The following is a 26579-nucleotide window of genomic DNA, read 5'->3' as shown; positions in this document are numbered from 1 at the left end:
CGGTCACAGATGGGCATCGAACCAAGCGAGCACCCGCCGCTGGATGTCCAGCTGATGCTCGGGCTCGGAAATCCAGTGCGGTTCGCGCGGGTAGGTCACGAAAGTCGCGTCCTTTCCCATCAGGCGTAGCCCGCGATAGAAGGCCAGCCCCTGCGTCGTGGGCACTCGGCGATCCTCGCCCCCGTGCAGCACCAGCACGGGGCCAGACGCCTTTGCAATGCTGCGGAGTGGAGATGCGGCATCCATGCTCGCCACATCGGCCGGCGACGAACCGTAATAGCCGCCGAACCAGTCGGGCGTGTCTGTCGCCAGTGATAGGCTGAGCAGGTCGGTCACACCGGCGCCGACGATCGCCGTGCGGAAGCGCGTGTCGCGGGTGATCGCCCATGCAGACATGAAGCCTCCATAGCTCCAGCCGCCGATACCCAGCCTGTTCGGGTCGGTGATCCCGCGCCCGACCAGCATGTCCAGACCATCCACAATGTCCTGGTAGTCGCCAGTGCCCCAATCGTTCTTCACGCCCCGCGCGAAGGCGGTGCCCTGTCCCCCCGACCCGCGCGCATTCGGCAGCAGCACGACATAGCCGCGCGCCGCCAGGATTTGCGCCCAGCTGGTCCAGCTGCCCAGCCAGCTCGTCTCCCACACGTCCGCGGGGCCGCCATGCGGCTGCACCACCGTTTTCGTCGGCATCCCCGGCACGAAGCCGGGCGGTGTCACCAGCACGCCATAGATCGGCCTGCCGTCACGGCTGCTGGTCCAACGCACCTCCGCCACTTTACCGAGCCGCCAATCGCGCATCTGGGGGTTCACGTCCGACACCGCACGCAGCCTGCCGCGGCGGAACACCCAGGCATCGGCCGCTCGGCCGGCTTGGCTGCCGCTCAGCGCGATCGTCCCGTTGTCCGCGACCGATATGTCGCGGATCTGGCCATCCAGGTCGATCAAGGGCCGAAACCGGTCCGTCGTGACATCGACCTGCATCACCACGGTACGGGTGTGCACAACGGCACGCGCAAGCACCACGGCGTTGTTCCGCGACCAGTCGAGCCGCTTCAGCGTCCCATCCAGCGTCGCGCCCAGCTGCCGCAAGGCGCCGGTCGCGACGTCCGCGACATAGCCGCGCGTCCCGATCCTGTCCGGCTCGGGCGCGGTGAAGGCGATGCGCCTGCCGTCCGGCGACCAGCTGCCGGTGCTGTACACCCCCTTGAAGATCGTGCGCGCGACCGTCGCGCTCGCAACGTCCATCACCATCAGGTCGGAGCGGTAATAGAAATCGTTCAACCCGCCCGTAGCCGCGACCCGCAGCGCAAACCGGCTGCCGTCGGGCGACCAGCTCAACTCGCTCACCTCGCGGTCAGCGACAGCGATCCGCCGCAGCACGTGCGACGCCAGGTCTAGGATCCAGATACGGGCAAGGTCCTGCGGCGCATCCGCCTCTGCCCAGTCGCGCTTGGCCGCGCGATCGGCACGTTCGCATGCCGTGAGGGGATCGGGCGCGAGAAACGCGATGCGGCGCCCGTCCGGCGACCAGCGGAAGCTGCGGATGTCACGTCCCACGGCGGTGAGCGGCTGCGCCTCGCCACCGGTGGCCGAGATCAGCCACAATTGGCGCGGCGCCTCAGTCGGCGTCGGCTGGTCGGGGTCGCCCGTCACCGGGCGGAGGTCGAATCCGGCGACGCCGCGCGCGCTGGGGTTGGCGCGGTTCGACAGAAACGCGATGTTGCGGCCATCGGGCGACCATTGCGGCGTGTCGTCCAGCCCGGCGCTGACCGTCAGCCGCCTTGGCGGCGTGCCGCCATCGGCGGCCGCGAGCCAGATGGTGGCGTGGCTGGCGCGTTGGCCGATGCCGGGCTGGGTTACATACAGGACCTGCCGCCCGTTAGGGGAAATCTCCGCATCGCGGACATCGGTAAGCCCGGCGATGGCGTTCGGCGTCACCAGGTGGGTGGGCGCGTCGGCGACCGGCTGCGCGCCAGCGGCCGGAGCAGCCACGGCCAGGACAAGCGCCAGGCTGACCGCCAGTACCCGACCGGCATCCACCTTCAGCGCCTTGATGACCCGGGTCAGCGATCCCGTCGCGATCAAAAAGCCACCCTTGCGCCGACAGACAGGTAGCGGCCGATCACGTCGTAATAGGGCGTAAAGGTGGAATACAGCGGCGGGTCCTTGTCGAAGAGGTTCGACACGCTGCCATAGAATTCGAAGTTGCGGCCGTCGCCCATGGGCACCTTTTGGCTGAGCTGTACATCGAAATAAGTATAGGCGGGAATTCGGTTGTTGGTCAGCGTGGCGCGGGTCCGGTCCCAATAGCCGGATGAGATGTAGCGCGCCCTGACCAATCCGCTGAAGCTGTCGCTGGCGTACCCGATCGTGGCGTTGGCACGAACGCGCGGCGTGCCCTCGGTCAGCGCATAGCCCTGTGTCCCGACATACTCGACCTTGGTCAGGCCGTCGTCCACGGTGAAGCTGTTCACCCACGTGCCGACCAGGCGCAGGTTGATCCGCCCGTTGGTCGCCGCGTTCACGGGCATAGTATAGGCCACCTCGCCGTCGACGCCGTCCGTCTTCATCCGCGACAGATTGAGCTGCGCCGACGTGATGCTCTGGATCGTGCCTGCGGCGCTCCGGTCGATGAAGCCGCATAGGGTCGTGTTGCCCGCGGCGCAGCGATTGACGATGGTCTGCGCGCCCAGCGTGGTGATGACGTCGCGGATCGAAATGTTGAAATAGTCGAGCGACGCGGTCAGGCCGCGTGCCGGCGCGGTGGTGACGCCCGCCGTCCATGTGTCCGCACGTTCAGGCTGCAACGCCGCGCTGCCGCCGCCATAGATCAATGTGCTGGTGGTACCGGCGGCCGTGTTGCGCGGATCGACGATGCCCACGTACGACACGGTACGCGACGTGAACAACTCGCTGAGATTGGCTGCGCGGATGTCGCGCGAGCGCGCCACGCGGCCGACCACGCCCGGCAGGAACTCGTTGGTTGCGCCCAGCTTCCACGACCAGATTGTGCCGCTCAGGCTGTAGTCGGATGCCCGGACCGCGCCGTTAAACTCCAGCTTGCGTAACAGCGGCGTGTCGTGGATCAACGGCACGACGATTTCACCGAACGCCTCCTTGACGTTCGTTTTTCCCGAAAAGCCGGTGAAGTAGAAGGTGCTGAACGCGGCGGCGGCGTCGAGCTCGCCGATCCTCGCGCGGGTCGACACGTTGCGTCCTTCCGCGCCGATCGCGATAGAAACCGGTCCGGCGGGCAGCTCAAACGGCTCGCCCCGCAACGACACACCGTAGGTGTCGAGCTTGTCCAGCACGTTCGACTGCGGCGTACCGGTGACGTAGTCGATCGCCGCTTGGCTCGGCGCGCCGGCCCCGAACAGGTTGATCGGCACGCAGGTGCTGCTGGGATCGGTCAGCGCGACGCGGCAGACGGGCTGCCCCGTCATTGGGCTGATGACCGAATCGACGGCATTTGCGAAGTTACGGGTGATGAGGAAGCCGGGCGCGTGCAGATCGTTGTGGAACTCGCCATGGCTGTAGAACGCCCCGTAGCGCCAACGATTGTCGGCAAAGCTGCCGTCCAGCGCGACCGAGCCCTGGATGTTGCGCCGGTCGACATCGAGATCGGCGAAGGAAAGGTCGCTGTTGAAGCGGGACAACAGGAAACTGGTCTGTCGGGCCGCGGCGAGACGGTCCTTGATCTCCTGACGCAGAAACGCATTGTCGCTGCGGATCGTAAGATTGTCGCTGTGGCTGCCGAACCACGCATAGCTGTCGTAGTAGCGCGAGTAGCGCAGGTCCGCACTGAGCTTTAGCGTGCCGGTCAGGTCGTATGACGCCTTCGCCATCGCCGCATAGCGACGTTGAGGCACAATCAGCACGCCTATGTCATCGTTGGACGGCGCTTCGCCGCCGACCATGCTGCTGCCGATGATCCGACCGAGGTTAGGCGTGCGCAGGCTGCCGTCCGTATTGAAGCCCAGGCCCCGCAGCACGCCCGAGTTGATGTAACCGCCAACTAGCCTTGTCGAATAGCCGACATCCGGGGTGAGAGCCGTGTTGCCCAGCGTCGACCAGCGGCCGGTGTTTTCGCGGTCGATCCGCCGACCGATACCCCGGTTGTCGACGAACTCTCCGCCGATCACGAGGTGGCCGCGACCATCGGCGAAGCCGGTGCCGAACTTGCCCTCGGCTCGGTACTGCTGCGCATCGCCGCGCGACGAGACGGCCGCCTCGCCTCCGAGGCGCAATCCGTCGAAGCGACTGTCGACGTGCAGATTGACCACACCAGCCACTGCATCGGAGCCCCAAGCCGCCGAAGCGCCGCCGGTTACGACGTCGACGCTGTCGATCATGATGGTTGGAACGGTGTTCAGGTCTGAGTTGACGAGGCGTCGGCCGTCGAGAAGTAGAAGAGAACGTTTGTCGCCCAATCCGCGGATGTTCACTGGGAACCGGCCGGCGCTTACGTTAGAACTCGAAGTAACAGGCGAGTCCGCCGCCTTGAACTGCGGAAGGTCTGCCAGCGCGGCCCCAAGATTTGCTCTAGGCACGATCTCAAGTTCGGCTTGCGAGACGCGCAGGAGAGGTGTTGGCGATTCATACCCCGGACGATCGATGCGCGAACCGGTAACGACGATGTCGCCGGCTGGTGACGCATCGTTGCGGGCGGGCTCTTGTGCGGCATCATCTGGAGTGCTCGTCTGCGCGACCGCAGGCAAGGTAACGATCGCAACCGACACCAAGATCGCGCCACCTGCCAGCCAGCGCGTCGGGCGGTGTGATTTCTCTTGCATCGTGTCCATCCCCCTTGATCGGTCTTTCGATGCTCGCTGCCGAGGGAGGGCTTTTGATCCACAAGATCGATGTTCAGGTATCAACAGCAGAAACGCGTTCTGGCCTGCATACCGATTATCGTTCCTGTGGGTCTACTTCGCACTTCCTTCAACGATCGCCATCAACGCTCTCGCAGTCTCAGAAGTCGGCGGTGGACAGGAAACATCCAATTTTTTGCAAACCAATGGGTCCAAGCCGACTGTATATGGTCGTGACCAAGATTTCGGTGACCCGGCCGCCTGTTCGGGTACTGGCCACGAGGGTGCGGGGCTGGGGTGACCTAGGCGTCACGGTCGTCGGAGGCGGCACGACACGCGCTTACGAGGCACGCCTCTGTTTCGACGGGACTTCGTACCCGCGGAACCCGAGCGTCGCGCCGGCGGAACCGACCAGGGGATATCGCGGCCGCACCGTGCTCGGCTGACCCAATGCACGAAGCCGCTGCGCGGCAGTGGTGTTGGCGGTGAAGTAGCGCGTCGACGCTGAGGTTTGGCCGTGTGGCAGCACAGGCGGACAATGGGGTTCCTTCAACTTGAGGAACCCTGTCATGACGACGTCACCGACCACAGCACCTGTCACCCCGCTGCGTCAGCGGATGCTCGACGACATGGCGATGCGTTCGATGCGGGCTCAGACGCAGCACGACTATGTCCGCCACGTCCGCGCCTTCGCGGCTTTCCTGGGCCGTTCGCCCTACACCGCGACGGCCGAGGACGTGCGGCGCTTCCAGGTCCACCAGCGCGAGCAGGGCGCGGGCGAGGCCGTCATCGGCGGCGCGGTGTCGGCGCTGCGCTTCCTGTTCGGGGTGACGCTCGACCGACCCGACCTGTCGCGCAAGCTGGTGTTGGCGCCGCGCCCCAGGAAGCTGCCCGACGTGCTCAGTGTCGACGAGGTGGCGCGGTTGCTCAAGGCAGCGCCGGGCATCAAGTACCGCGCGGCGCTTGGCGTGGCGTACGGCGCCGGCCTGCGCGTGTCGGAGGTCGCGCACCTCAGGGCTGACGACATCGACAGCAAGCGGATGCTGATCCGCATCGAGGAGGGCAAGGGCCGCAACGCCATGCTGTCGCCGCAGTTGCTCGAGCTGCTCAGACTGTGGTGGCGCGAGGGCAAGCGGCGCAGCGTCCTGCTGCCGCACGGCTGGCTGTTCCCGGGCCGCAGCTGCACCGACCCGATCTCGACCCGGCAGTTGCACCGCGCGGTCTGTGAGGCGGCCGAGGCGGCGGGCATCCGCAAGCGTGTCAGCCCGCACACGCTGCGGCACAGCTTCGCCACTCACCTGCTCGAACAGGACGTCGACATCCGCGTCATCCAGGTGCTGCTCGTCCACATGATTGTCCCGGGCGGCGGATTGTCGCCGGACGGCAGCCGCTGGATCTCGTCACGCCCGGCATTCCTGCTGCCGGTGCGGGTGCTCGGCAAGCTGTTCCGCCGCCTGTTCCTGACCCGGCTGATGGCGCTGTACGACGCCGGGCCTCTCGGCTTCCATGGAAGGCTCGCGCACCTCGTAGACCGCCGCGCCTTCCTGCGGCACCTGTCCCCGGTTCGGAAGAAGAACTGGGTTGTCTATATCAAGCCGCCCTTCGCCGGACCACAGGCAGTGCTCGCCTATCTATCGCGCTACTCCCACCGGGTCGCGATCTCGAACAGTCGGCTCCTCCGCTTCGATGACACTGGCGTCACCCTCCGATGGAAGGATTACCGTCGCGCTGGCGCCGACCGGCAGCAGGTCATGACGCTCAGCCCCGACGAGTTCATCCGCCGCTTCCTGCTGCACGTCCTGCCGAAAGGATTCCACCGCATCCGCCACTACGGCCTGCTCGCCGGCGCCGCCCGCAAGGCCCATCTCGAACGTGCCCGCGAACTGCTCGGGGTCGCCCCGCCGATGGTCGATGCCGCGCCGGCCGAACCGGAAGATAGCCGCCCGCCATGCTCGTGCTGCGGCGGGCGCATGCTCGTCATCGAAACCTTCGAACGCTGGCGCCAGCCCCGCGCCCCGCCACACGACGCCGCCCCGACCGGAACCACGACGCCATGACCCGGCATGGCCAGACCCGGCCCCGCCACGCGATTACCTCGCTTCCGGCGTCCATGCCGCTCACGCCGGCGACATCGCCAGCCACATGAACGCTCGCCCAGACCCTCGGTCCCGCCCAAAATCCATGTCTGACACCGCGCTCGATTGCCGTCTTCCGGCACGTCGGAGCGCATCTCGCCACCAGTCGCGCCAGTCCGCCGACCACCCGAAAACCGCTTTCCCCATAGACCACCCGTGGCCCGCGGCTTCCTGCCATGGAGGAAATCATACACCTCCCTTTGCCTGATTACCTTCACAGATGACGACGTTTGAGAACGGTCTGTTGCTTCCCAACTACGGACGATCATTCATCTTCCAGGCAAATAGGGATCCACTCGGAAGAGCCGCTTACAGCGGCACGAGTCGAAGATGACTGACGCAAAGCCGGCAACCGGCCGGCGATGGAATAAGAAAGGTGTTGGCTAAAGGACTTGAGAGGTTACACACAGATTGTTTTGCCTTAGACGCCAAATCGAAGCTGCTGCCGCAAGACCGGCACAAGATAGTTGATGAAGGTGCGCACGACGCCCTTCTGAGATCGGCTTGACGGGAAGACCAGATGGACCGGTGTCGGCGACGCGTCGAGGTCTGTTAGAAGCGGAACAAGCCGTCCGGCAGCGATGTGGCCCGCAACTTGGTACGAGCGCGCGCACATGATGCCTCTTCCACGAAGCGCTGCATCAAGGGCGCCTGCTGCGCTATTCGTACTCAGCCGTGTATAAACCTGACTCGATCGCGCGGATGACCGACGTCCTTGAGCCGCGTCAATCGGCCACATGTCGTGGTCTCCCTCGGCATTGAGCCCGATACATTCGTGATCAGCCAAATCCTGCGGTGTTGCCGGAGCGCCATTTTTCTCGAGGTAGGATGGTGAGGCACAGAACATGGTCGTTATGTCCCCGACCTTGATCGCCTTCAACGTGGAGTCGGGAAGCGGTGCAAGCCGTACCGCCAGGTCCACGCCCTCGCCGGTGAGGTTCACGACGCGATTTACCAGCAGGACGCGGGCACTGACGCCCGGATGCGTATCAAGAAACTCTTCGACGAGCGGCATCACCTGCAGACGTCCAAAGAGCTCCGGCGCGGTTATGACGATCTGCCCTTGCAGGTTTGCCTCCGTGGCATCGATCTCGCCATCGTCCAGCCTTGCCAGAACGTCGCGCCAAACCTCCACATGGTGCTGACCGGCGGGTGTCAGGCTCAGCTTGCGGGTCGATCGAAGCAGCAACACGCACCCGGTGTGACGCTCGAGGACCGCCAACGCACGCGTTGCTGCTGCTGGCGAGCGACCATATCGTCTCGCCGCGGCTGAAAGGGAGCCCTGCTCTACCGCCGCAACAATCATTCGCATTGCGTCCAGCCGATCCATCTTTTCAGAATCTGCAATCAAGCTTGTCGAAACGCAAGCGTTTCTCCGCATCGCGAAACGACTAGGAGGGGCAGCTTGCTACAGGAGGTCGATGTGGACGAGGATGACGTGACTGTTCGACGGCGGACATTGCTCGCGATGATCGGAGCCGTTCCGATGATGGCCGGCGCGCCCGCGACGGGCCAGCCGTCGTCGCCGCAATCGAGTGGTAATCGAGGCGTTGCGCCGACCGTCCGGTATCGGACGCAGCATGTCGGTGACGCGGAGGTGTTCTTTCGAGAGGCCGGAGCGCCAAGCGCGCCGGTTATCCTGCTCCTGCACGGCTTCCCGACGGCCAGCCATATGTTTCGCGATCTCATTCCCGCGCTCGCCGACCGCTACCGCGTCATCGCACCCGATCTTCCGGGTTTCGGCCAGACCAAGGCGCCGCCCAGGGGGCAGTTCAACTACTGTTTTGATCGGCTGAGCCCCGAAGCCCACCCGTGGCACGGCCGTCGTTCTCGAAAACAATCCAGACCGTGTGAGAACTTGTGGTCGTGGAGCCACCCAGCCTTTTTTTGGCCAGAGGGGCAGAAACCCGTGACATGTTCGGGTTTGCCGCTGCACCGGCACCGGAGCGGTTTCATGGGGAACTTATCAGGCGCCGCACTGGCCCATATGGCAGCGTGGCTCAGGCTTGTACCGCTCGGATCAGCCCCTGTACGCCGACGAGGTTGATCGCCTGCCTGAGGTTGCAGGCGAGCGCCGTCAGGCTGAACTCGCCGCAACCGTAAGCATGGGGCCACGCCTCCTGCAACGTTCGTGGCCCCATGATTCGTGGCCCCATGATTCGTGGCCCCTTTTGTGTGGGCCACGGCGGAACATAATCAGGTTTCACGGGACCGCCGAGAGGCAGTTTACCGCAGATTTCCGCGGTTTTCCAGGTTTGTTCCGGAGACGTGATGGTGCCGCTTGCAGGACTCGAACCTGCGACCCCCGCATTACGAACGAAGCCGATAGCACGCGTTTCCGCGCCTTTCGGCCATCGTAGCGGCAGGAACCACTCCTGCCAAAGTCGCAGATTTCCGTAGGTCGCATCGCGCGACACCGGAGCGACACCGGGGAGACAAGCACCACCGACATCTGCCCTCTCGAGGGCTCTGCAACCTGCGAAGCGCGCGGCTGCCTACCCCGGTTCAGCCGGCGCTTTCGTGCGCCCATCGACTCCGCACCGGGAGCCGACACGATGTCGTTCGCCATTGCCCGTTCCACCACAGCCACCGCCATCGGCGGCCTCTTCGCCGACGTCCTCAACCGCCAGCGCGTCAAGCAAGGTACACCGCATCGAACAGGTGCATCGGTTCGGCGTGACAGCCTGGAGGCCGGCACGTTTGAAGAGGGGTTCTTTGCCGTCCCTGTAAAGGGCGAAGCCGACAAGCTGACCCGCGCGGCCGGCAAGCTGCTGGATGAAGGGCGGCGCCTGAAACGGAAGCAACGCGGGGGAGAGGAGCTGTCCGTCGCGGAGCGGGCGGTCGCGGCGATGACCGCTGCCGCTGTTCGAGTGTACCAGGAGTTTTGCACGCTGTGGCGCGTGACCAAAGGCCAGCTTTACCCCTCGTATGACTACCTCGCCGAGCGAACGGAACTCGGCCGCCGCACCGTCGCCCGGGCAATCGTCATCCTGGAGAAGGTCGGCCTCCTGATCCGGCAACGCCGCTTTGCGCGCGTCGAGGCGGAGGGTGCTGGCCCGCGCTGGCATCAGACATCGAACGTGTACCGCCCGGTCCTCGCGAAGGCGCTAATGACCTTCCTGCCCCGATCCATGCGCCCAGCGCCGCCCCCCGTCGACGAGATCCAGCGCGAGGCCGATCGGCAGGAGGACACGCAGCACATGCTGGCGGGCCTCAACTGCCGCGAGCTGGCGCGCGCCACCCTGGTGAGCGGCCCACTGGCGGACGTCGTGGCGAAACTAGGCGCCTGCATCGATGCCCGTAGCGAGAGTGCCGATATGGCGCTGAACCGCTAGTCGAGTCATTGATCTAAGGTCAAAAGGAGTCGCTACGCGACGCGCAGCCTGATCCCGTCAAAGGCGAGAGCCCTACCTCCCCGCCCCGACAGCCAAGACGCGGCTGTCGGAACGCGGCGGCTTGCGCCGCCACGGGCTGCCGGAAGGCAGCGAGCGCGGAAGCGGATCGCGATGCAAGCGGGTGATCCGCCAAGGGCGATCTTTTTAGTCCGGAAATCGTCGCGTTGCGTACGGAGGCACTGCGCAAGAACCAGCCACCTGCCTGTGTGAGCTTGGCTCGGCCAAAAGCGACGGCGGGCCCGATCCGCCGCCTGTCGCCTTAAGCCCTTAAATTCGGAGTGTATTTCATGAAGCCGCAATCGGAACCGGGTGATGTCACCGTTGAAGGTGGCTGGGTAATACTCGACGGGCCCGACGGGGTCGCGCTTACGCTCACCCCTCAGGCAGCTGGCGAGACGGGGCGGCGTTTGATCGCTGCCGGCTTCGAAGCTGTACGCTCGACGATACCGGAGCCACCATCCAATGTTGTAGACACGTCGCCGCCGGTCAGCTGAGTACGTTCGATCCCAAAGGCGTAATAATAAGGCGTAGCGATTGCGGGACAGGGGAATTGCGCGCGTGATGCGCCTCCGGCCCCCGCATAGGAGCCGGGCCCGTCGGGAGGACCCAAGGGGTTGGTCGGCGGTCAAGCCGCCGCTCGATCGGCCGGCCGCGCTCAGCCGACCAGCGCGATCGCCCAGGCTTCGAGGAGAGCCCGGCGGGGCCCGAGGTGCTGCGCCCGATTGTACGCACCCTCGACCTTGGCGACGGTGCCGTCCTCCTTCTTCAACACGTGGCCCAACACCGCCTCGATCATCTGCCGCTGGTCCGGCGCGCGCAGGTTCATGATCGTCGAAAAGGATGCGCGCCAGCCGTGCGGGACGTGCCGGCCGGCGTAGCCGGTGCGATCGTACAGCGCACCGATCGCAGCCTCGCCGATCGGCCGGCCGGCACCACGGCCCGGGAAGATGAGGGCGTCATGCAAATTTGCATCGCTGGCATGCATATTTGCACGCGCTGCGCGCAGGACCTCTACCGCTGCCGGCGAGAGCGGCACCAAATGATCGCGTTCGGCTTGGCTCTTGTCAGCCTTGCGCATCTTCACCCGGGCGGCCGGAACGCGCCAAAGCGGCTCGGGACCGTCCAGGTCCTCGATTTCCGACCAGCACGCGCCACGCACCGCAGCCAGGCGCACGGCAGTCAAGGCAAGGAAGCGAGAAGCCAGCACCGTCGCCGGCGCGGCCGCCAGTTGGTCGACGGCGACGAGCAAGGATCGCGCATCATCGATGTCAGTCAGCGCCGGGTGGTGCCGTGCCGGGGCCGCCGGCTTCAGCCGGCGGGCGAGAAAGGCCGACGGATCGCTGTCCACCAGCTCCTCGGTGATGGCGAACGCGAACACGGCTGAGATCCGCTGACGAATGCGGCGCGCGGTCTCCCGGCTGCCGCGCTCCTCGATGACGCGCAGCGCGTTCAGGATGACAGGCGGCGTGATCGCCGCGATCGGCATGGTGCCGATCGCCGGAAAGATGTCGCGCTCCAGGCTGACCAGCACGTCGGCCGCATGAACGTCGGTCCAGTTCGCCTTGCTTTCAGCATGCCAGCGCCGGGCGACATACTCGAAAGCACGAACTTGCGCGGGCTCCTCCGAACGCGCTGTGCGTGGATCCTGTCCGTTGGCCAGTTGCTCGCGCGCACGCGCGACCTGATCCCGCGCCTCGTCCAGGCTTACATTCGGCCACTCGCCTATCGTCAGCAGCTGCTCCTTGCCGCCGAGGCGGAAGCGCCAGCGGAACGACTTCAGCCCGGTTGGCGCGACGAACAGGTGCAAGCCTCGCTCGTCGGTCAGCTTGTAGGCGGCCGCGCGCGGCCGCGCGGCTTTCACCGCAGCGTTGGTCAGCATTTTGTAAAATCCTGATTTGGATGAGGGACTTCTGCCCCGCCACGGCGCATGCGCTCCGGATGGGCAGCTTCAGAATTCAGGTGGACGACGGCGGGCAGGTAGCGGAGGCCACGGTCACGAACCTGAAGAGCATGGACGCCGCATGTCGCGAGGCAGTGCATTCCGCCTTGCTGATCGGCCGCGAGCGATCAGCGGGAGGTCAGTTCCAGCAAATCTTAATTTGCCGGGTGCACGACCAGGACACAGACGAGAGCCGCGCCCTCTACGTCCGGATCGATGTAGGACCTGCGGAGGAGTAACCACGGCGGAGGTGCCCTCCGCCATGGTCGCGCGAAAGGCGCGGTTTTCCGCCGTTCCTGGAGTGACGGCCGGGGCACGATACCCCGGCCGATACCCGCCTCAGCGCGGCTGATTGCGGATGATCAGCTCCGTCACCTTCGTTCGCCGGCCGGTGGAGGCGCTCGACACCGTCCAGGTGGTCTGGACTTCCTTGATCGCGAAGGGTGCGAAGGTCTCGCGGATGAAGGGCGTGTCGTTGATCGACATGACGAACTGGCCGGCGATGCCGGCAAGCTGGGCCGCCAAGGCGACAAAGTCGGCACGGCCGAAGCCGGTGCCGTAGCCGGTCGTCTCGTCATAGGGCGGATCCAGGTAGAACAGCGCCCCCTGCCCGTCATAGCGGCGGATAACGTCTTGGTACGGCAGCTGCTCGATCGTCACCGGCTCGAGCCGATGGTGCAGCTTCCGCAGCTCGGCGCGCATCACGCTGTGCTGGATCCGCGACGACTGGTCGCGTCGAACGCCGAAGGTGCGGCCCGTCACCTTGCCCCCGAACGCCAGGCGCTGAAGGTAGAGGAAGCGGACCGCGCGCTCGATATCGGTCAGCCCGGCGGGATCCAGCTGGATTTGCCGCTCGAACTCGGCTCGGCTGGCGAGCAGCCAGCCGAATTCGTCGACGAACGGTTCATAGTGGCGTCGCACGACGCGGAAGAGATTGGCGACGTCGCCAGACAGGTCGTTGATGACCTCGACAGGCGGCGCCTTGCCCCGGCGCAGGAACACGCCGCCCATGCCGACGAAAGGCTCGATATAGGCGCGGTGGGGAATGGTATCGATGATGGCGCACAGGCGCTTGGCCAGGTTGCGCTTGCCGCCGAGATAAGCGGCGGGAGGATTGGCGGCGATCGTCGCTCGCATAGGTGTAGGCTCAGCTTTCTTCGGTAAGAAGCACGTCGGCTACGCGCGCTGAGTTGCCGCCGATCGGCGCGATCGGCGGGCCTGGAATGTCGTGGATCATGGTGGCTTCGGGGAACACGCTGGCGAGGCCTCTGGCGTCACCACCTGGTACCGGGTGGTTAGCCGCGCAGAACAGGCGACTGCGCCCCGCGTATTCCCCGAAGGTCTTCTATTTCGCAGGCCACCCGGCGAACCGGTCGGCCTGTTTCCGCGCGCGCGGACCTACCTCCGCGGCTAGCTCGGGCAGGCCCGGCGGCTATGGCACGCGTGTGGCGGCGGGTCGAGAGCGTCAGGGCGCTACGCAGCCGGGTCCGAGGTGCAGCACTGCCTTCCCCTTCAGCAGGGGCGTCCCGACCGGCAGCTTCAGATCGCACGCGTCGACGGTGATCGTCGGGATACCGCCCTCTGTCTGGAACAGCGGCGTGGCGTTGCCGCTGCGGGCGATCAGCCGCGCGACGTGGAGGCGGATGGAGCCCTGCACCTGGACATGCGCGCACTCGCCGCGACCCGGCTGACATGGGTCGATGCTGGTGATCGTACCCCAGTCGCCGTCCGACCAGACCTTGAAGTTGCGCCGGTTCCCCTCGGCAACCACGCGGTTCAGCGTCGTGCGGACGCTCTTGATGTCGTACCCAGCATCCCGGTTCCAGCCGCTATAGCCGTCCGTGATCGTGACATCGTGGCAACCCTTCTCCGTCGCGATCCCGTCGCCGTTGAAGATATCGCCAATCGACTGCATGCCGCGAATGTAGAACCGGCTGATCGTCCACGGCCCGCCATTGTCGCCCGCGTTCTTGCCCGCCAACCCGATCCCGGCCGGGACCTTCGACGATTGCGTGTTCGGCTTGGTCGCCTCGATCCGCACGTCGGTGATCGTGCCGGAAGACGAACCGCGGAAGTAGAAGCCGCCCGGTCCAGCGTTCAGGCTGGTGACGCGCGCGATCGTCACGCGCGGGGTGGCATCGCTGCCCTCGAAGTTGCGCAGGATGAAGCTGGCGCCGTCCGCCTGGATGTCCTGCAGGATCAGGTCCGGCACCACGCCGCGGGGCCGGCTGATCGTGCCCAGCCCGGTAAAGCGCATGTTGGCGATGCTGCCACCCGCCGCCTTGAAGTTGCGGGTGGTGGCGAAGGTGCCAGGGTTGAACAGTAGTGGGGCAGCTGGCGATGCAGCCACGGCCAGCGCCCCCGGCTGTGGCGGGCACGCGCTCTTCGGCCCGACATAGACCAGCGTCGAACCGCATCGGGTCAGGACCGTGCCCCTGCCGACGCCGAGGGCCTTAGCCTGGGTGGAGACCATCACCCGACCGTCGCCGCTCTTGTCGGGAAGCGGAGCGGTGACGGTGACGACCTGCGCGGCAGCCGCGAACGGCACTAGGGTCACCGCGAGGGCGAGGATCAGCTTTTTCATGGTGGTGGGTCCTTCTGGACTGCAGGCTGCGGGCTGCGGGATGCGGCCCGTCAGACGTCGGCGTTCAGCGCGTCGGTGAGGGTTAAAGCGTTCGCGCTGGACAGGCTGCATGATCTCGCGCGAAGGTGGCGGATCATCGAAACGGGGAAGCTATGACGGACAGACCGGCCTACGAAGACGCAAAGCGCGCGGATCACATTGACGGCTGCGCTCGCTCTTTTCGCCAGCTTCGGACGCTTCTGGCAGAGGACCTCTTTCGCTACTCTGGCCGGGTAAGCGCAGCGCAAGCCTTGAAGCACTACCTCTTCACACCGGGCTTTAAGTACACGGTGTGGATGCGCAGCACCGGTTATCTAAAAACCGGCAAGGTCACCAAGATGGCTCTTTATCCGCTGTTCAAACTCATACTGCTACGGTTGCGGTATAAGTACGGTCTGGCAATTCCTGAAAACACAGTGATCGGCGGCGGGCTGTTCATCAACAGGTTCGGAGGCATCTACATCCACAACGATGCGATCATCGGGCGTAACTGCAACATCACTCCGGGCGTTCTGCTCGGCCAGATAAACCGTGGATCGAAGGCCGGCGCACCCACTCTAGGCGATCGGGTCTTCCTCGGTTCAGGCGCGAAGGTGGTCGGCCGGGTGACCGTCGGGGATGATGCGGCCATTGGCGTCAACGCGCTTGTGACGAGTGACGTGCCGCCAAACGCAGTAATGGCCGCGCCGCAAGCCACCATGATCTCCGAACGCGGCTCAGGTGCCTACATCAATCGGCAGGTCTAACCCATGGATCAGCTGATGATCCGTCCTGACGGGCACATCACCTATACGCAGCACGAGGTCGCCGGAGAGGTCTTCGTTACTGTGCTGCTACCAGACCCGACGGCTGATCGGGTTGCTTCGATCGAGTTCCGCCTCGCTGATTTTGTGGCGTTTGCCGACTACACCGCCGATGTGAGTGCTGCGCTACTTGGTTGATCGCGGGCTCCAGCCTATCGCTGAAGCCCGCGAGCTGTCTCAGTTGATAGCGGTGGTCTTGCTGGTCGGTCCGAAGGGGTAATCATCCTAGATGACCTCCTCTGATCGGCTATCTCAAGCCCGTCGTACCATTCCGAACATCTCCAGCAGAGCCTCGCGACCAGACTTGCTCACCGCCTGGAGGGCCAGTGCCAGTGAGTACGCGATCACTGCCGTCAGCCCGACGAAATATACGGACGGCAGCGAAGCTGGAAACGTGCGGCTGATGACAAACGTGATAACACCAGCGATCAGGGAAGGCAGCTGGACGGTTATCAACGACCCGTAGCTGACCGGATTGTTCCGAGTGGCGCTCCAGTACAGAAATGGTAGACCTAGGAGCTGGCCAAAAAAATACGCCCGGGCAACACCAACTGCGCCGAACGGAATGCCAATTGCAAAGCTGGCTAAGCTAATAAGGCTTGAGGTAACGCCCCAGACGAACTGCCTTCTGCCCTGGCCAGTGCTTACGTAAAGCCACCCGGTCGTATTTGCTACGATCTGGGCGAGAGCTGTCAAGCTGAGCCAGAAGAAGATGGGAGCCGCGCCCATCCACTTCGGCCCAAGCAGTATCTCGACCACTCGGCCGCTGCAAATGGCGGCCGTGATCACTCCTGGAAGCGAAACGATTGCTAGTCCGCGAAGGGCGAGCAGATAGGCCCGGCGGTACCGCGCCGGTTCATCCTGCATCCGACTTAGGGCCGGCGTCATCACGCGGCTAAGCGGCTGATTAATGTTCTGAAGCGGGAACAGCATCAGCTTATAACTACGATCGTACAGGCCTAGCTGAGCTGAACCTTGCGCTTTCGCGATGATCACATTGTCAGCATTTCGAGCCAGAAAGTTCACAAGATTGAATCCAGTGATGCTCGCGCCGAAAGCGATCAACTTTCTGGTCCCCGCGAAGTTCGCGCCTAGGCGAGGTCGCCAACCGGAATTGGCCCACATCATTAGGGTGCTACTCATGGCGCCTACAAAGGCCCCTATCCAGATTGCCCAATAATTACGAAGAAAGTAGGCAGCGATGACCGTTCCGAACAAAGTTGCAGCAGCTGAAACAACATCGTTCAAGCTGAGAACGGAAAACCGCATCTCTCGATTAAGAAGAGCCTGATGCTGCAACTTGGCGCCGGATACGAGGACCGTCGCGGCCGTCGCCGCAGTGACGAGCGCCGCCCTTGTATCGTGATAGAACAACCCGACTAGGGGCGCTATTGCAACCATCACTACCGCGATGGCAGCGGAGGCGGCCATGTTGACCCAGAAGAGCGCGTTGCTGTGTTCAGGATCCAATGTTTTGGCCTGAATAACAGCCGAATTCAGCCCCAGGTTCTGGAAGATCAGGATGAACCCGGCGACCGGTGCGACCATGGCGGTTACGCCGTAATCGTCTGGCGATAGCAGCCGCGCCACTATGACCGTGGTAAGCATTGTGGTGACGACCTTGAACGCCTGGGCCACAGCCGTCGTCGCGGCTCCGCGGGTGGCGTTGCGGGCCATCGAGGCCGGTGCGCCTGCCGCCATCAGCCTATCTCCGGAGCAAGCCGGAACCGGTCGGGGATACCTTGAGGCCGGCCGTAAGTCTCCCACATTGCCCTAATCTGTCGATCATTAGCACCGGCCCAGTTCTCATGGATAAGGCCAGTGGCTTGGCTGTCGTAGGTGTGCATGAGTGGGATTTTACCGCCCACCTTTAGCTGAACGGTGTTCGCTCGCCGACCCATCCAGTAAAACCAAACATCGTCAGCGGTTCGGCAGATCCGAAGCGCGGTCTCCATATCCATTACGTCGGGATGCAAGCTGCCTGGAGGATAGAGCACGCCCCCGACCCCAGTTGGCATCAGATCTACGGACGACTTTCGGGCGAACTCGTCCTGAACGTCGTCTGCCCAAGAACCATATGGTAGAAGGAAGCCGTCGAGGGTGAACGAGACGCGGTGAGCGCGCGAGCACACGATCGCGCCAGGATTTTGCGCTGCTCCGGTCGTCAGTTGCTCCACCAAGTTGCTCGAGTACACCACATCGTCGTCTACAGTGATGATGTTGGCATTCGGAAAGTCTGAGAGCGCGTTCACGAGTTTGCCGTAGGATCGAATCGGCGGGCGTGGTTGAATTGAAATACGCTCGCCCGCGAGTTCAGTCACGAGCTTCGGCAGCGCCTTCTCGTCTCCCTGATCAAGGTAAAGCACGACCTGGTCGGGGACCACCGTTTGCATCAGCAGGCTCTGCAGAACGTGGTGAAGGCCCTTGAAGCGGGCGGGGTATGAGGTGAGGCTTACTACCAAGTCGCCCTGCAAAGGTTTCTTCACGCTGCCAGCGCGCCTGCTAGCCTTCGCGAGTGCTCGACGTACCCGCCGTTCCTTGATCACTCGCTGCCTAAGCTCTCTCAGCCCCATCCAGGCCCCCTTCCGTGTCGAGGGCTCGCGTTTGCATATATGATGCGGAAAATGAAGAAGCTTACGCTACTCCAAGGCCACAAAGATGGCGCAGAACGAATAACGTTCTGTGTCGCAGCAGATGTCCTGATGTCGCCTAATTCCCTACACCTAGTGTCGGTACACGGCGTCTACCAATGCTCGATCGCCCCGTCATTCCCCCGCCCCCTGACGGCGGGCGATGGCGATATCCTCGAAACAAGGGAAAAAATGTGGACAACGAGAGGTTGCTGGACCGGCTGGACCACCTTGAGCGGCTGGTCGCGGAGCTGATCGCCGAACGCGACGATCGTCGCCGGCAGAGCGAGGATGACGACGCCGTGTGGAACGCCGCCTTCCCTGGACAGTCTCAGGCTTCGTAGGCGCTCACCGTACCCGTGCCGGGTCCGGCGGTCGGCACGAATGACAGATTGGCATACCGCAGGGTGGCGCTGGTGTAGCTTTCGGTCGGGTACTGGGGCGCTCCGCCCGCACCGTTCAACACCGCGCACGCGTCCAGCCAGATCGTGGAGTTGTCCGACGTCGACGGTCGTCCGGTCGCGAACGCCGCGCTCTGCTCCGCGCCGTCCTGACCCCGCCGGGTGCTGCTTTCGCAGCCCAGGTTCCAGCTCATCGCCTGGTGCACGTCGTGAAGCGACCGGTCCTGGTTCTGCCGGTACGATCCACTGACGCGGATGACGCGGCAGGTTTCGTGACAGGTGGTGCCATTGTTCGCGAGGCCGGATTCCCAGCCGTTCCAGTCCGAGGTACATCCCAGCTCAATCGCAGAACATGCCTGATGGTAATTGAAGCCGTCGAACAGGGCGTTGCTGGCGTAGCAGCCGACGGCGATCGTGTCGCTGCCATCGGTCGCCGCGGAACCGTCCACCTGAAGTGCGCCAGCTCCAACGCCGCCATGAAAACCGCACCGTACGAAGTCGAACTGATGGCGAAAGCCGCCAGCCGCATAGAGGTGGAAGGCGGCATAGCCGCCCGCTGACCCGCCGATGAAGCGAAGCCCCTCGATATAGGCGCGCACCGCCTTTGTCGGCGTCGCGTTGATGCCAGCCGGCAGGTTGCCGGTCAGCGAGCCATGCAACAGGTTGGCGTCCGGAGCGCGGTTGTTGAAGGTCCGAACATAGATCTTGTTGTTGGCTACGTCGGTCCAGACGACACCCAGCCCATAAGCCGGAACCTGCCCAGCATCCGTGACGCCGTTCAGGGCTGTCCACAGGGCGTTGATTTCAGGCCAGGGGTTTGCGGCGTCGGCAGGCGCGGCGATCAGCTTGGCCAGCGGTCGGGGCGCGTTGTTCCGGTCGAGATTGGCGAAATCGTAGATCTGAGAGTAGCGCGTCGTCGACGTGACGGTTGCCACGTAGGTGTTGGTGTCGCTTGATGCCGCATAGTTCGGCGAAATAGCCGTGTACGCGTTGTATGCGACCCCGCCCGCGACACTCGGCTCTAAGACGCAATCCTGCGTGATGTCCGTGCTGCGCCAGCAATCCCCCCAAGTCGCGTTGTTCGTCGCCTGACCCGAGCGCGCCTGTGTGCTGCTGTCGCGGTAGACGATCGGCGTCGCGGCGGTCGGCAACGCCGCTTCATAGTTGACAGTGAATGGCTGTCCCGTGTCGACTCCCATTTTTACCGCCAGCCGCAGCGATCGGAACGCAGTCGCGGCGGACAGGCCGTCATTGTTGTTGTTGCCGGTCGACAGCCGCACGTAGAACGTGGTCACAGGCGCGATCCGCGCCTTGCGGGTCGCCTCGCTGTAGTCCGTCGAGAAGGTCGAGGCGCTGCCTTTGCCCACGCGGCTGATCGTCGGCGCGTAGGGACCCGAAAAGGCGAAGCCGCTGGGGCTAGCAATCGAAGCACTCGGCGTTGGCGTGGGAGTAGGCGCGACGCCGCTGTCGAGCGAGGTGCTGCGGAGCATACGCGCACGGTGCGCACGCCCCGAGCGATGAGGCGAAAAGGGCATTGGCAGTCCTTTAGATATGAAGAGGGGCGTCAGGCCGCGTGTCGATCAGCGCGGCCAGGCCTCGAGCAGCAGCTGCCGCTTCTGGTCGCAGGTCTTCAGGTCAAAGCGGCCGTCGCGGATCGTCGCATCGTCGTCGGCCGCAGTGGCGCTACCGTCCGGCTGCCGGTGCTGCGGCGTCGGCCGGCACCGTTCGGTCGCTGCCTGGGGCGGCGTCGGCAGGGCCGAGGGTCTGATCGAGCTCGTCGATCGCCCGCACGCGGTCAGCATCACGGCACAGCACACGGCCAGCAGGTGTCTGGGCATATTCCCTCAGGGCGCCAGCTGGAACACGACATCGCTGGTCGGCGTCTCGACCTTGCCATCGAACGCCCCCGAAAACAGGTCATAGGCGAGCTTCGGCAGCTTGCTGATCACCGGCCACCACACGGTGTCGTTCAGGTGGCAGACGCGGCTGTCGTCGACGCTGGCCATGCGCAGCGTGACGATCGCCAGCGTGTCCGGGTCTCTCGCGTCGACCTGGATCAGGACGCCCCTCACCGGATCAGGCTCACCTGATTGGCCTGCCAGCCCCAGCCGCTCGCCTTGCGCTGCACGGCCGCCAGGTCACCGACCAGCGTTCCGTAATAGCAGCGGCGCTGGCGCTGTGCGTCCGGCGACGGGTCGGTGCAGATGAACAGCTCGCCCGTATTGCCCAGCCGCTCGATCAGCGGACGGATCGCCGCCTCCACTTCCCATTTGTGGACTGCGGTGAACTCGATCGATAGCGTCGGCAGGCGGACGCCGCGCCGCTTCAGCGGCACGCCGCGCGCCGACAGATCATAGCTGCCGAGATCCTTGACCCCGAACTTGCCGCCAAAGCTGAAATTGCGATCCAGCTGGATGCGGGCACCCAGCACCAGGCGTCCCACCGTCGCGGCCGCGCCGGCGAGCCCGCCGATCGTCAGGCGGATATAGCGGCCGACCAGCCGATCACCCGACCACCAGCCGATCCCGCGTCCGCTCTCCCACATGGCAGCGCCGGCGAGGAACGGCAGGTCGCCGGTCGCAAAGCTGCCCGCCGGAAAGCCGTCGCCCTGCGCGGCTGTCGCCACTTCGACATTCAGCGTCCAGGGGGCCCCGGCGCCGTCGCAGCCGAGCAGCGCGGCGAAGTCGATCGCGCGATCGGCGCCGAGGTCGACCAGCAGCCACTGCCGGTCGGCGCCCGAGGCGGATTGCCACGTCACGCCGAGATAGTCGTTACCGACATAGACCGGGTCGTGCCCGGCCGCGGTCGAGCTGGCGGTCACCGCCGGCAGCGCCAGCGGCTCCCCGGGGCTGTCCGGGTCAGGCAAGTAGCGGAGCGTGGGCAGGCGCGGCAGCTGGACGTGCGGATAGGGGGTGGGCGCTGGCGGTGGGTGATCGTTGACGTTCCAACCCAGCCGATTGAGGACCTCGCTTAGCACCTCGCGCGATGCCGCCACGTCGCGTACGACCAGACGGCGCTGAGCGCCCGGCCGACGCTCCAGGCGGCCGTCCGCGACCAGCTGGCCGATCAACTGATGCGCCCTGCCCTTGCTGATTTTCAGCGCGAACGCGATCTCCTCGAGCGTGGGGCTCACCCCATCCCGCGCGATCCGTTCAATGATGTACGCCAGCACCAGATCTCGCCGTCGCGGTTCCGGTGCCGGATGGAAAGGCGCGCTCATCGACCCCCGTCTACATGCCCCTTCCGGAACATAGCGTGAAGAACCGGATGTAGGAAAGCGAGCGGTCTTTCGCTCCTCGATCCAAGATCGGAACCCGTTAATTGTCCTGCCGGACCTCGCCGGCGCGCGGAAGCCATCCCTTCGGCGGTGGCGAGTCCCAGACCCATCGGCGCGTATCTTCCAGCAGCACCTCCGGCGCCAGCCAGCCGCCCTGCTCCAGACGATAGCGGATCACCGCCATTGGCTCCTGCAGGCCGCTGGCGGCTGGGCGCTGCGCGTTCCCTGCCCTCTCCCACAGCTCGCGGATCGGCTTCGGATCGCGCATGTACCGATGCACGACCAAAAGCGCGAGGCGCAGATCCAGCGTCGCCACCTCGCGGCCCGGCGATCGCGCGACGATGTCCTGCAGAACGCCCACCGCGGCCCCGATCAGCTGTTCGTCATATTTGCCGATGCGGCGCTTCAAGTTCGGCTGCCGACGGGCGTAGGGCACCACCAGGGCCTTCAACCGGCGCGAGCCACAGCTGAAGCGGCGACAGGTCATGTAGCGGGTGATCTCGGACCAGGTCGTGTTCCCGCCGATCAGGTGCAGATGCCGGGCGAGTGCCTCCACCGTCCAATCGTCCTCATAATGGCAGTCGCGGCAGACGATCCGCACGTCCGCCTCGATCTGCGTCAGGTCTGAGAGGTGCTTGGGATCGCCGACCATCCAGGCGATCTAGCGAGAACAAAACGTGATTCGCTAGAGCTTAGCGGCGAACCATGGCGGATACCCTGTCCGCCATGGTTGACGAACACGGCAGAAACACGCGGGATCTAACTGGCTGATCTTTGAACGATACCCCGATGGTACCCCCGCGCGCAGCGTCATGCACGACCGGCAGGGAAACGCCCCTGCCGGCCCAATCCGGTTCAGGCCTCGCTCGCCGATATCTTACGACGCCGAGCGGCCGGCGCAGAAACCTCTGCCGCCTCGGCGCCGCCGCGCTGGCCAGGCTTGCGGCCCAACCCGATCTTCTTCGCCATGGCGCGGCGGTGCTCCGAATAGTTCTCGGCGACCATCGGGTAATCCGGCTTCAGCCCATAGCGATCGCGATACTCGGCCGGGGTGAGGCCGTTGCTCGCCAAGTGGCGGCGCAGCGTCTTGTACGGCTTGCCGTCGATCATCGAGATGATGTGATCCTTGGACGCCAGCGACTTGCGCGCGGTCACGGCCGGTACGTACTCGGTCGGCTGTTCTGCGGGCTGCTCCGTCGATGCTCCGCTGCCGAGCAGCGCTGACACAGTCTCATGCATCTTGCCGAGAAAAGCTGGAACTTCCTCGGACGAGGTCCGAGTGTTGGGGTTGCCCAACCAAGCAATGGTCAGCTCGGTGGCCAATTCGACCGCGTTGAGTTCAGAGGTCTCAGTCATTACGCACTCCCTTGAGTAGAGAGCTTAGTAACAACGTCTCGCGAATGGTCAATGTCACGAGCAGGTTCATCGAAAGAGCTTTATTGAACAGAATCCTGTCGAAGCGCTCCCCCAAGACGAAGGAAGAGAAGGGCTACAACACTGGCCGACTTCGGTGATGCTAGAGCGATCCGAAGATCCGACGTTCCCGGCTCATCTGCTCTTCCATCATCGCCCATATGCTACGGGCGGCTTGGCAGTAGCCCCTCCAATCGCCGGCTATCGCCTTGCTGCTCCACACCGAAACGTGCACGCTCGACGCCAGCCGCTTGGCGGCAATCACTCGCTGCAACTCAGCCAGCTCTGCAAGCATAGAGCGATCAGCTCGTGCGCGAAGTTCCGGGATCAGCGTCTCGTTTATATACTGCGTGCGAGCACCGCTGGCCCGGCTGAGGCGCACGCGAGCGTTGCTCAGCGCGGCCACGTTGGGCTCCGGCTGGCTGCAGAAGGCTCGGATTTCGTCAATGCCTGATGCAATCCGCCGATGGTGCTCAGCAAGCGTCTGATTCATGCCGCTATCATAGCGAACATTCGTTACCTGTCGTTTTAGGCAGCAGAAATCTGCGGAGCCATGACTGAACCAAAAAGTGCCGATCCCGCCGGAATCGTGGCGGGTATCCGCCCCGCCCTGATCGACGGCAGTGGAAGAAAAGCGGGCTACGCGCTTTTCCTCAATGTTTGCCGATCGTCACACCGTTTCTGCTTGGGGTGCCCTCGCGGTCGTAGAACGCCTGCTTGACGTTTCGGCAGTCCTCTGAAGAATCAAATCGTGCAACACATTCGCTTAAACGCTGATCAAGCACAGCAGGGTGCTCTCTGTAGAAGCTTACCGATCTCGACTCTTGAGTACACCCGCTTAGGATTAGTGTGATCGAGATCAGGGCGACTTGCTTCATGCAACCCGACTGGCACGCTTTCCCTCACCTAGGCAAGTCCGTAGATCAATGGGACCAAGTACGCAGCGTGCGAATGTGACACCGGCCTCCATCGCTTTCAGACAGTCCGCCACTCGCATCAGGCTGACCATGGAGGAGATATCCTCCGCCGAAGTTCGTAGCCCACGCGGAAAACCACAGGGTTTCCACCTTTATATCGCGAGAATACCTCCGCCGTACCCGAACGTCGGGAATTGGTTGGAAGCTGCCGTTGTGCCTGTCGGCGATGCAGCTATCGTCACGAGATGATCGACGAGGATAGGGACGATGGCCCGCCACGCTGGAGCGACCCACCCAGCCCCGTTTACAAAGCGCTCGGATGGGGCTGCCTAGCCGTCCTGCTCGTGCCGCTTCTCTTCATCATCTACGTTGTCGCGACTTTCTGCGAGAACAATTGCTCCTGAGGATCGATTGTCCGTTGCTGGGCGCGTCCGGCCGGGCCGCTTTTCACGTCCGCTTACCGATCGCGAACGGCCGAAATTGGGTGGTTCGCGGACGCTGATCGCTCGATGATAAGAACGGTTGCTCAACCGCCTTTGTAAGATCTTCGCCGGGGTCGACCAACGAAGTAGCCCAGCAGCGCTGTCCCTCCCCAACCAATGAGGACCAGTATCGCCCACGGGATCGACGGAAGCACCAAATTGCTGCCGCCTTCAGTGACGGCCTTGCCAAGAAAGAGGGTTGACGGGGCGAGCGCCCAAAGGGTGAGCAGCGCTCGTCGCGGCCGCGTCATCGTCAGCGAAGCGAGCCAGAACCCAACCAAGCCGCTAAACAGCAGAGTGGTAAGCAACAGCAACATGGCATCGACTCTAGCAGTCAATCAGACATCTGCAATTGGGCGTAAGCGGACGCAGACGACCATGGCGGAGACGACCTCCGCCATGGTCAAGGGCGGCCGCCAAAGACCGGGCAATCTAAGCCGCCACCTTGCGAGAGTACCCCGCCAGTACCCCGATGTCAGGACTGTCGTGGGCCGCGCTCTCGAGATCGAAGTCTGGCTGCTAGATCTGCGTCGTCATCTCGCGGGTAGCCAGTCGAGGCCCGAGCGAACGGGGCGGCGCGGCCGGCCGCCGAGCTCCACCAGCCGATCCATCGCGAGAATGGAGACGCACCGCCCGCTTCGCGCGATCAGGCCGTCAATCTCCAAGATCTTTAGCGTGCGGTTCACGTGCACGGCCGTGAGCCCGAGTACGTCGCCGATCTCCTCCTGAGTGAGCGGGAGATCAAAAGTGGAATGTTCTGCGAGCTGCAGAGGCCCTAGCCGCTCCGTAAGGTCGACCAGAAGCGCCGCCATCCTCTGCTCCGCTCTAGTTCGGCCTACTGAGGCAAGCTGATCCATGAGGGTGATTCGCTCACGTTGCGCGCTGAGCAAGAAGCTGACCGCAATGCGCGGGTGCTTTTGGATCACCTGACCAAAATCGGTGAGCGAAATAGCGGAAACGGCTGCAGGTGTGATCGCTGTGAGCGTCTCGACTGCTTCGTCGCTGCTCATACTTGACGTGCCCAACACATCGCCGGGCAGATGGATCGTCAGAACCTGGCGGCGTCCCGCGGGAAGCAGCATGGACGCGAGCACCCAACCCTCCGAAAGCAGGAAGAACCCGGCAGCGGGATCGCCTTCCCGCCGGATCGTGTCACCGCGTTCTACCGCATGAGGTTTCCCAACAAGCTTGATCACCGCGTCTCGCTCGCCGTCCGACAGACGGCCAAACTCCTCCATGGGGTGGAGCGGGTATGTGGAGGGCAAGCTTATTCTCCCGGCCGTCAACAGCGCCCATCTCACGCGAGCGTTTAGAGATACTACATTGTTAATGTAGGATAATTTGATCGACGACCGCAAGCATCCTTTATGGCGCCGAACGCGCGACCATGGCGGATATACGCTCCGCCGTGGTCAGGAAAAGTTGCGGGAAACCGCGGCCTTCATAATCGATCAAGCTGCTCGATACCCCAACGCTACCCCCAATTCAGCAACGCGACCGAACGCATGCTGATGCAAGAATTTCGGTCCACGTCGAGCGACTTGGCGATCTCGATCAGCTGCCGGGTGAACCTGATGTCCGACGAATGTAAGCGTTTTCCTTCTTCGGCCGTCACAGATGGCCATCTATTAACCCGGATGGCATCGCTGGTCCCAACACTGGACGTTTAGCGGTCCGACCAAACGAAGCGTTCACGACCTATGCAATTCACTTGCCTGATATAACGCCGTGCACCAGGGGGCCTTCGTGAGAC

The 26579-nt window shown here is 64.0% G+C and carries 24 protein-coding genes and 2 pseudogenes; 8 read left to right on the top strand and 18 right to left on the bottom strand.

The window, feature by feature from the left end; translation table 11 throughout:
* Window positions 1-3 precede the first annotated feature (3 nt).
* Entirely contained in the window at window positions 4-2085 is a 2082-nt protein-coding gene (locus BMX37_RS05090; RefSeq protein WP_093664416.1) for a S9 family peptidase, read from the bottom strand.
* On the bottom strand, window positions 2082-4793 hold the full coding sequence (locus tag BMX37_RS05085; RefSeq protein ID WP_093664780.1) for a TonB-dependent receptor domain-containing protein: 2712 nt from the start codon (window positions 4791-4793) through the stop codon (window positions 2082-2084). Before BMX37_RS05085 ends, BMX37_RS05090 begins: the two co-directional genes overlap by 4 nt.
* A gap of 587 nt (window positions 4794-5380) precedes the next feature.
* Between BMX37_RS05085 and BMX37_RS18980 the strand changes: the two are divergent.
* Both BMX37_RS18980 and BMX37_RS18975 read left to right on the top strand, forming a co-directional pair.
* Window positions 5381-6148, top strand: a pseudogene (locus BMX37_RS18980) (tyrosine-type recombinase/integrase); the annotation flags it as partial.
* 6 nt (window positions 6149-6154) lie between these two features.
* Window positions 6155-6868, top strand: a pseudogene (locus BMX37_RS18975) (IS91 family transposase); the annotation flags it as partial.
* A 499-nt stretch (window positions 6869-7367) separates the two neighbouring features.
* On the opposite strand, the gene BMX37_RS05075 reads toward BMX37_RS18975, so the two are convergent.
* On the bottom strand, window positions 7368-8276 hold the full coding sequence (locus BMX37_RS05075) for a LysR family transcriptional regulator (protein ID WP_170841851.1): 909 nt from the start codon (window positions 8274-8276) through the stop codon (window positions 7368-7370).
* Between the two features lie 138 nt (window positions 8277-8414).
* Between BMX37_RS05075 and BMX37_RS19440 the strand changes: the two genes are divergently transcribed.
* A complete protein-coding gene (locus BMX37_RS19440; RefSeq protein ID WP_170841871.1) occupies window positions 8415-8993 on the top strand; it encodes an alpha/beta fold hydrolase in 579 nt (192 codons plus the stop codon).
* Here the strand turns inward: BMX37_RS19440 and BMX37_RS18720 are convergent.
* Complete coding sequence (locus tag BMX37_RS18720; RefSeq protein ID WP_212611407.1) at window positions 8947-9087, bottom strand: hypothetical protein; 141 nt, start codon at window positions 9085-9087, stop codon at window positions 8947-8949. The genes BMX37_RS19440 and BMX37_RS18720 overlap by 47 nt on opposite strands.
* A 414-nt stretch (window positions 9088-9501) precedes the next feature.
* Here BMX37_RS18720 and BMX37_RS05065 point away from each other — a divergent pair, with 414 nt between their 5' ends.
* Window positions 9502-10281, top strand: a complete 780-nt coding sequence (locus BMX37_RS05065) for a helix-turn-helix domain-containing protein (protein ID WP_093664413.1) — start codon at window positions 9502-9504, stop codon at window positions 10279-10281.
* A gap of 715 nt (window positions 10282-10996) precedes the next feature.
* On the opposite strand, the gene BMX37_RS05055 is transcribed toward BMX37_RS05065, so the two are convergent.
* Window positions 10997-12220: a tyrosine-type recombinase/integrase gene (locus BMX37_RS05055; RefSeq protein ID WP_093664411.1), complete on the bottom strand. Its 1224-nt coding sequence runs from the start codon at window positions 12218-12220 to the stop codon at window positions 10997-10999.
* Window positions 12221-12279: 59 nt separating this feature from the next.
* Between BMX37_RS05055 and BMX37_RS05050 the strand changes: the two genes are divergently transcribed.
* Window positions 12280-12519 (top strand): hypothetical protein, encoded by a 240-nt coding sequence (locus tag BMX37_RS05050; protein ID WP_139198013.1) that lies wholly within the window; start codon window positions 12280-12282, stop codon window positions 12517-12519.
* 100 nt (window positions 12520-12619) lie between these two features.
* Here BMX37_RS05050 and BMX37_RS05045 read toward each other — a convergent pair whose 3' ends face one another.
* Window positions 12620-13417, bottom strand: coding sequence for a DNA adenine methylase (locus BMX37_RS05045; protein ID WP_093664409.1), 798 nt, complete (start codon window positions 13415-13417; stop codon window positions 12620-12622).
* Between the two features lie 328 nt (window positions 13418-13745).
* Window positions 13746-14864: a hypothetical protein gene (locus BMX37_RS05040; protein WP_139198011.1), complete on the bottom strand. Its 1119-nt coding sequence runs from the start codon at window positions 14862-14864 to the stop codon at window positions 13746-13748.
* 152 nt (window positions 14865-15016) lie between these two features.
* On the opposite strand from BMX37_RS05040, the gene BMX37_RS05035 reads away from it, so the two are divergent.
* Window positions 15017-15649 carry a serine O-acetyltransferase gene (locus BMX37_RS05035; protein ID WP_093664407.1) on the top strand — a complete coding sequence of 211 codons (633 nt, stop codon included), beginning with the start codon at window positions 15017-15019 and terminating at the stop codon, window positions 15647-15649.
* 15 nt (window positions 15650-15664) lie between these two features.
* Window positions 15665-15844, top strand: a complete 180-nt coding sequence (locus BMX37_RS05030) for a hypothetical protein (protein ID WP_212611393.1) — start codon at window positions 15665-15667, stop codon at window positions 15842-15844.
* A gap of 114 nt (window positions 15845-15958) precedes the next feature.
* Here BMX37_RS05030 and BMX37_RS05025 read toward each other — a convergent pair whose 3' ends face one another.
* Together BMX37_RS05025 and BMX37_RS05020 are read right to left on the bottom strand one after the other, a co-directional pair.
* Window positions 15959-17383 carry a lipopolysaccharide biosynthesis protein gene (locus tag BMX37_RS05025; protein WP_170841850.1) on the bottom strand — a complete coding sequence of 475 codons (1425 nt, stop codon included), beginning with the start codon at window positions 17381-17383 and terminating at the stop codon, window positions 15959-15961.
* Window positions 17384-17406: 23 nt separating this feature from the next.
* A complete protein-coding gene (locus BMX37_RS05020) occupies window positions 17407-18279 on the bottom strand; it encodes a glycosyltransferase family A protein (protein ID WP_093664404.1) in 873 nt (290 codons plus the stop codon).
* A 251-nt stretch (window positions 18280-18530) separates the two neighbouring features.
* Here BMX37_RS05020 and BMX37_RS18715 point away from each other — a divergent pair, with 251 nt between their 5' ends.
* Window positions 18531-18680, top strand: a complete 150-nt coding sequence (locus tag BMX37_RS18715) for a hypothetical protein (RefSeq protein ID WP_170841849.1) — start codon at window positions 18531-18533, stop codon at window positions 18678-18680.
* Here BMX37_RS18715 and BMX37_RS05015 read toward each other — a convergent pair.
* The 9 genes from BMX37_RS05015 to BMX37_RS04980 form a co-directional block, all read right to left on the bottom strand.
* Window positions 18668-20227 (bottom strand): hypothetical protein, encoded by a 1560-nt coding sequence (locus tag BMX37_RS05015; RefSeq protein ID WP_170841848.1) that lies wholly within the window; start codon window positions 20225-20227, stop codon window positions 18668-18670. The genes BMX37_RS18715 and BMX37_RS05015 overlap by 13 nt on opposite strands.
* A 90-nt stretch (window positions 20228-20317) precedes the next feature.
* A complete protein-coding gene (locus tag BMX37_RS05010; protein WP_139198009.1) occupies window positions 20318-20575 on the bottom strand; it encodes a hypothetical protein in 258 nt (85 codons plus the stop codon).
* A 6-nt stretch (window positions 20576-20581) separates the two neighbouring features.
* A complete protein-coding gene (locus BMX37_RS05005) occupies window positions 20582-20809 on the bottom strand; it encodes a hypothetical protein (RefSeq protein WP_093664401.1) in 228 nt (75 codons plus the stop codon).
* On the bottom strand, window positions 20806-21957 hold the full coding sequence (locus BMX37_RS05000) for a hypothetical protein (RefSeq protein ID WP_244501395.1): 1152 nt from the start codon (window positions 21955-21957) through the stop codon (window positions 20806-20808). Before BMX37_RS05000 ends, BMX37_RS05005 begins: the two co-directional genes overlap by 4 nt.
* Before the next feature lie 97 nt (window positions 21958-22054).
* Window positions 22055-22666 (bottom strand): hypothetical protein, encoded by a 612-nt coding sequence (locus tag BMX37_RS04995; RefSeq protein WP_093664400.1) that lies wholly within the window; start codon window positions 22664-22666, stop codon window positions 22055-22057.
* Window positions 22667-22869: 203 nt separating this feature from the next.
* Window positions 22870-23370, bottom strand: a complete 501-nt coding sequence (locus BMX37_RS04990; RefSeq protein ID WP_093664399.1) for a Ros/MucR family transcriptional regulator — start codon at window positions 23368-23370, stop codon at window positions 22870-22872.
* Window positions 23371-23530: 160 nt separating this feature from the next.
* Entirely contained in the window at window positions 23531-23920 is a 390-nt protein-coding gene (locus BMX37_RS04985) for a hypothetical protein (protein ID WP_093664398.1), read from the bottom strand.
* Between the two features lie 160 nt (window positions 23921-24080).
* Window positions 24081-24305, bottom strand: coding sequence for an EexN family lipoprotein (locus BMX37_RS19435; RefSeq protein ID WP_170841847.1), 225 nt, complete (start codon window positions 24303-24305; stop codon window positions 24081-24083).
* Window positions 24306-25359: 1054 nt separating this feature from the next.
* On the bottom strand, window positions 25360-26022 hold the full coding sequence (locus BMX37_RS04980; RefSeq protein WP_170841846.1) for a Crp/Fnr family transcriptional regulator: 663 nt from the start codon (window positions 26020-26022) through the stop codon (window positions 25360-25362).
* Between the last annotated feature and the right edge of the window lie 557 nt (window positions 26023-26579).

It is taken from the genome of Sphingomonas gellani (assembly GCF_900110035.1).
Classification (GTDB): domain Bacteria; phylum Pseudomonadota; class Alphaproteobacteria; order Sphingomonadales; family Sphingomonadaceae; genus Sphingomonas; species Sphingomonas gellani.
Note: the sequence above shows the minus strand (reverse complement) of the source record. Positions and strands in the feature narration are given on the sequence as shown.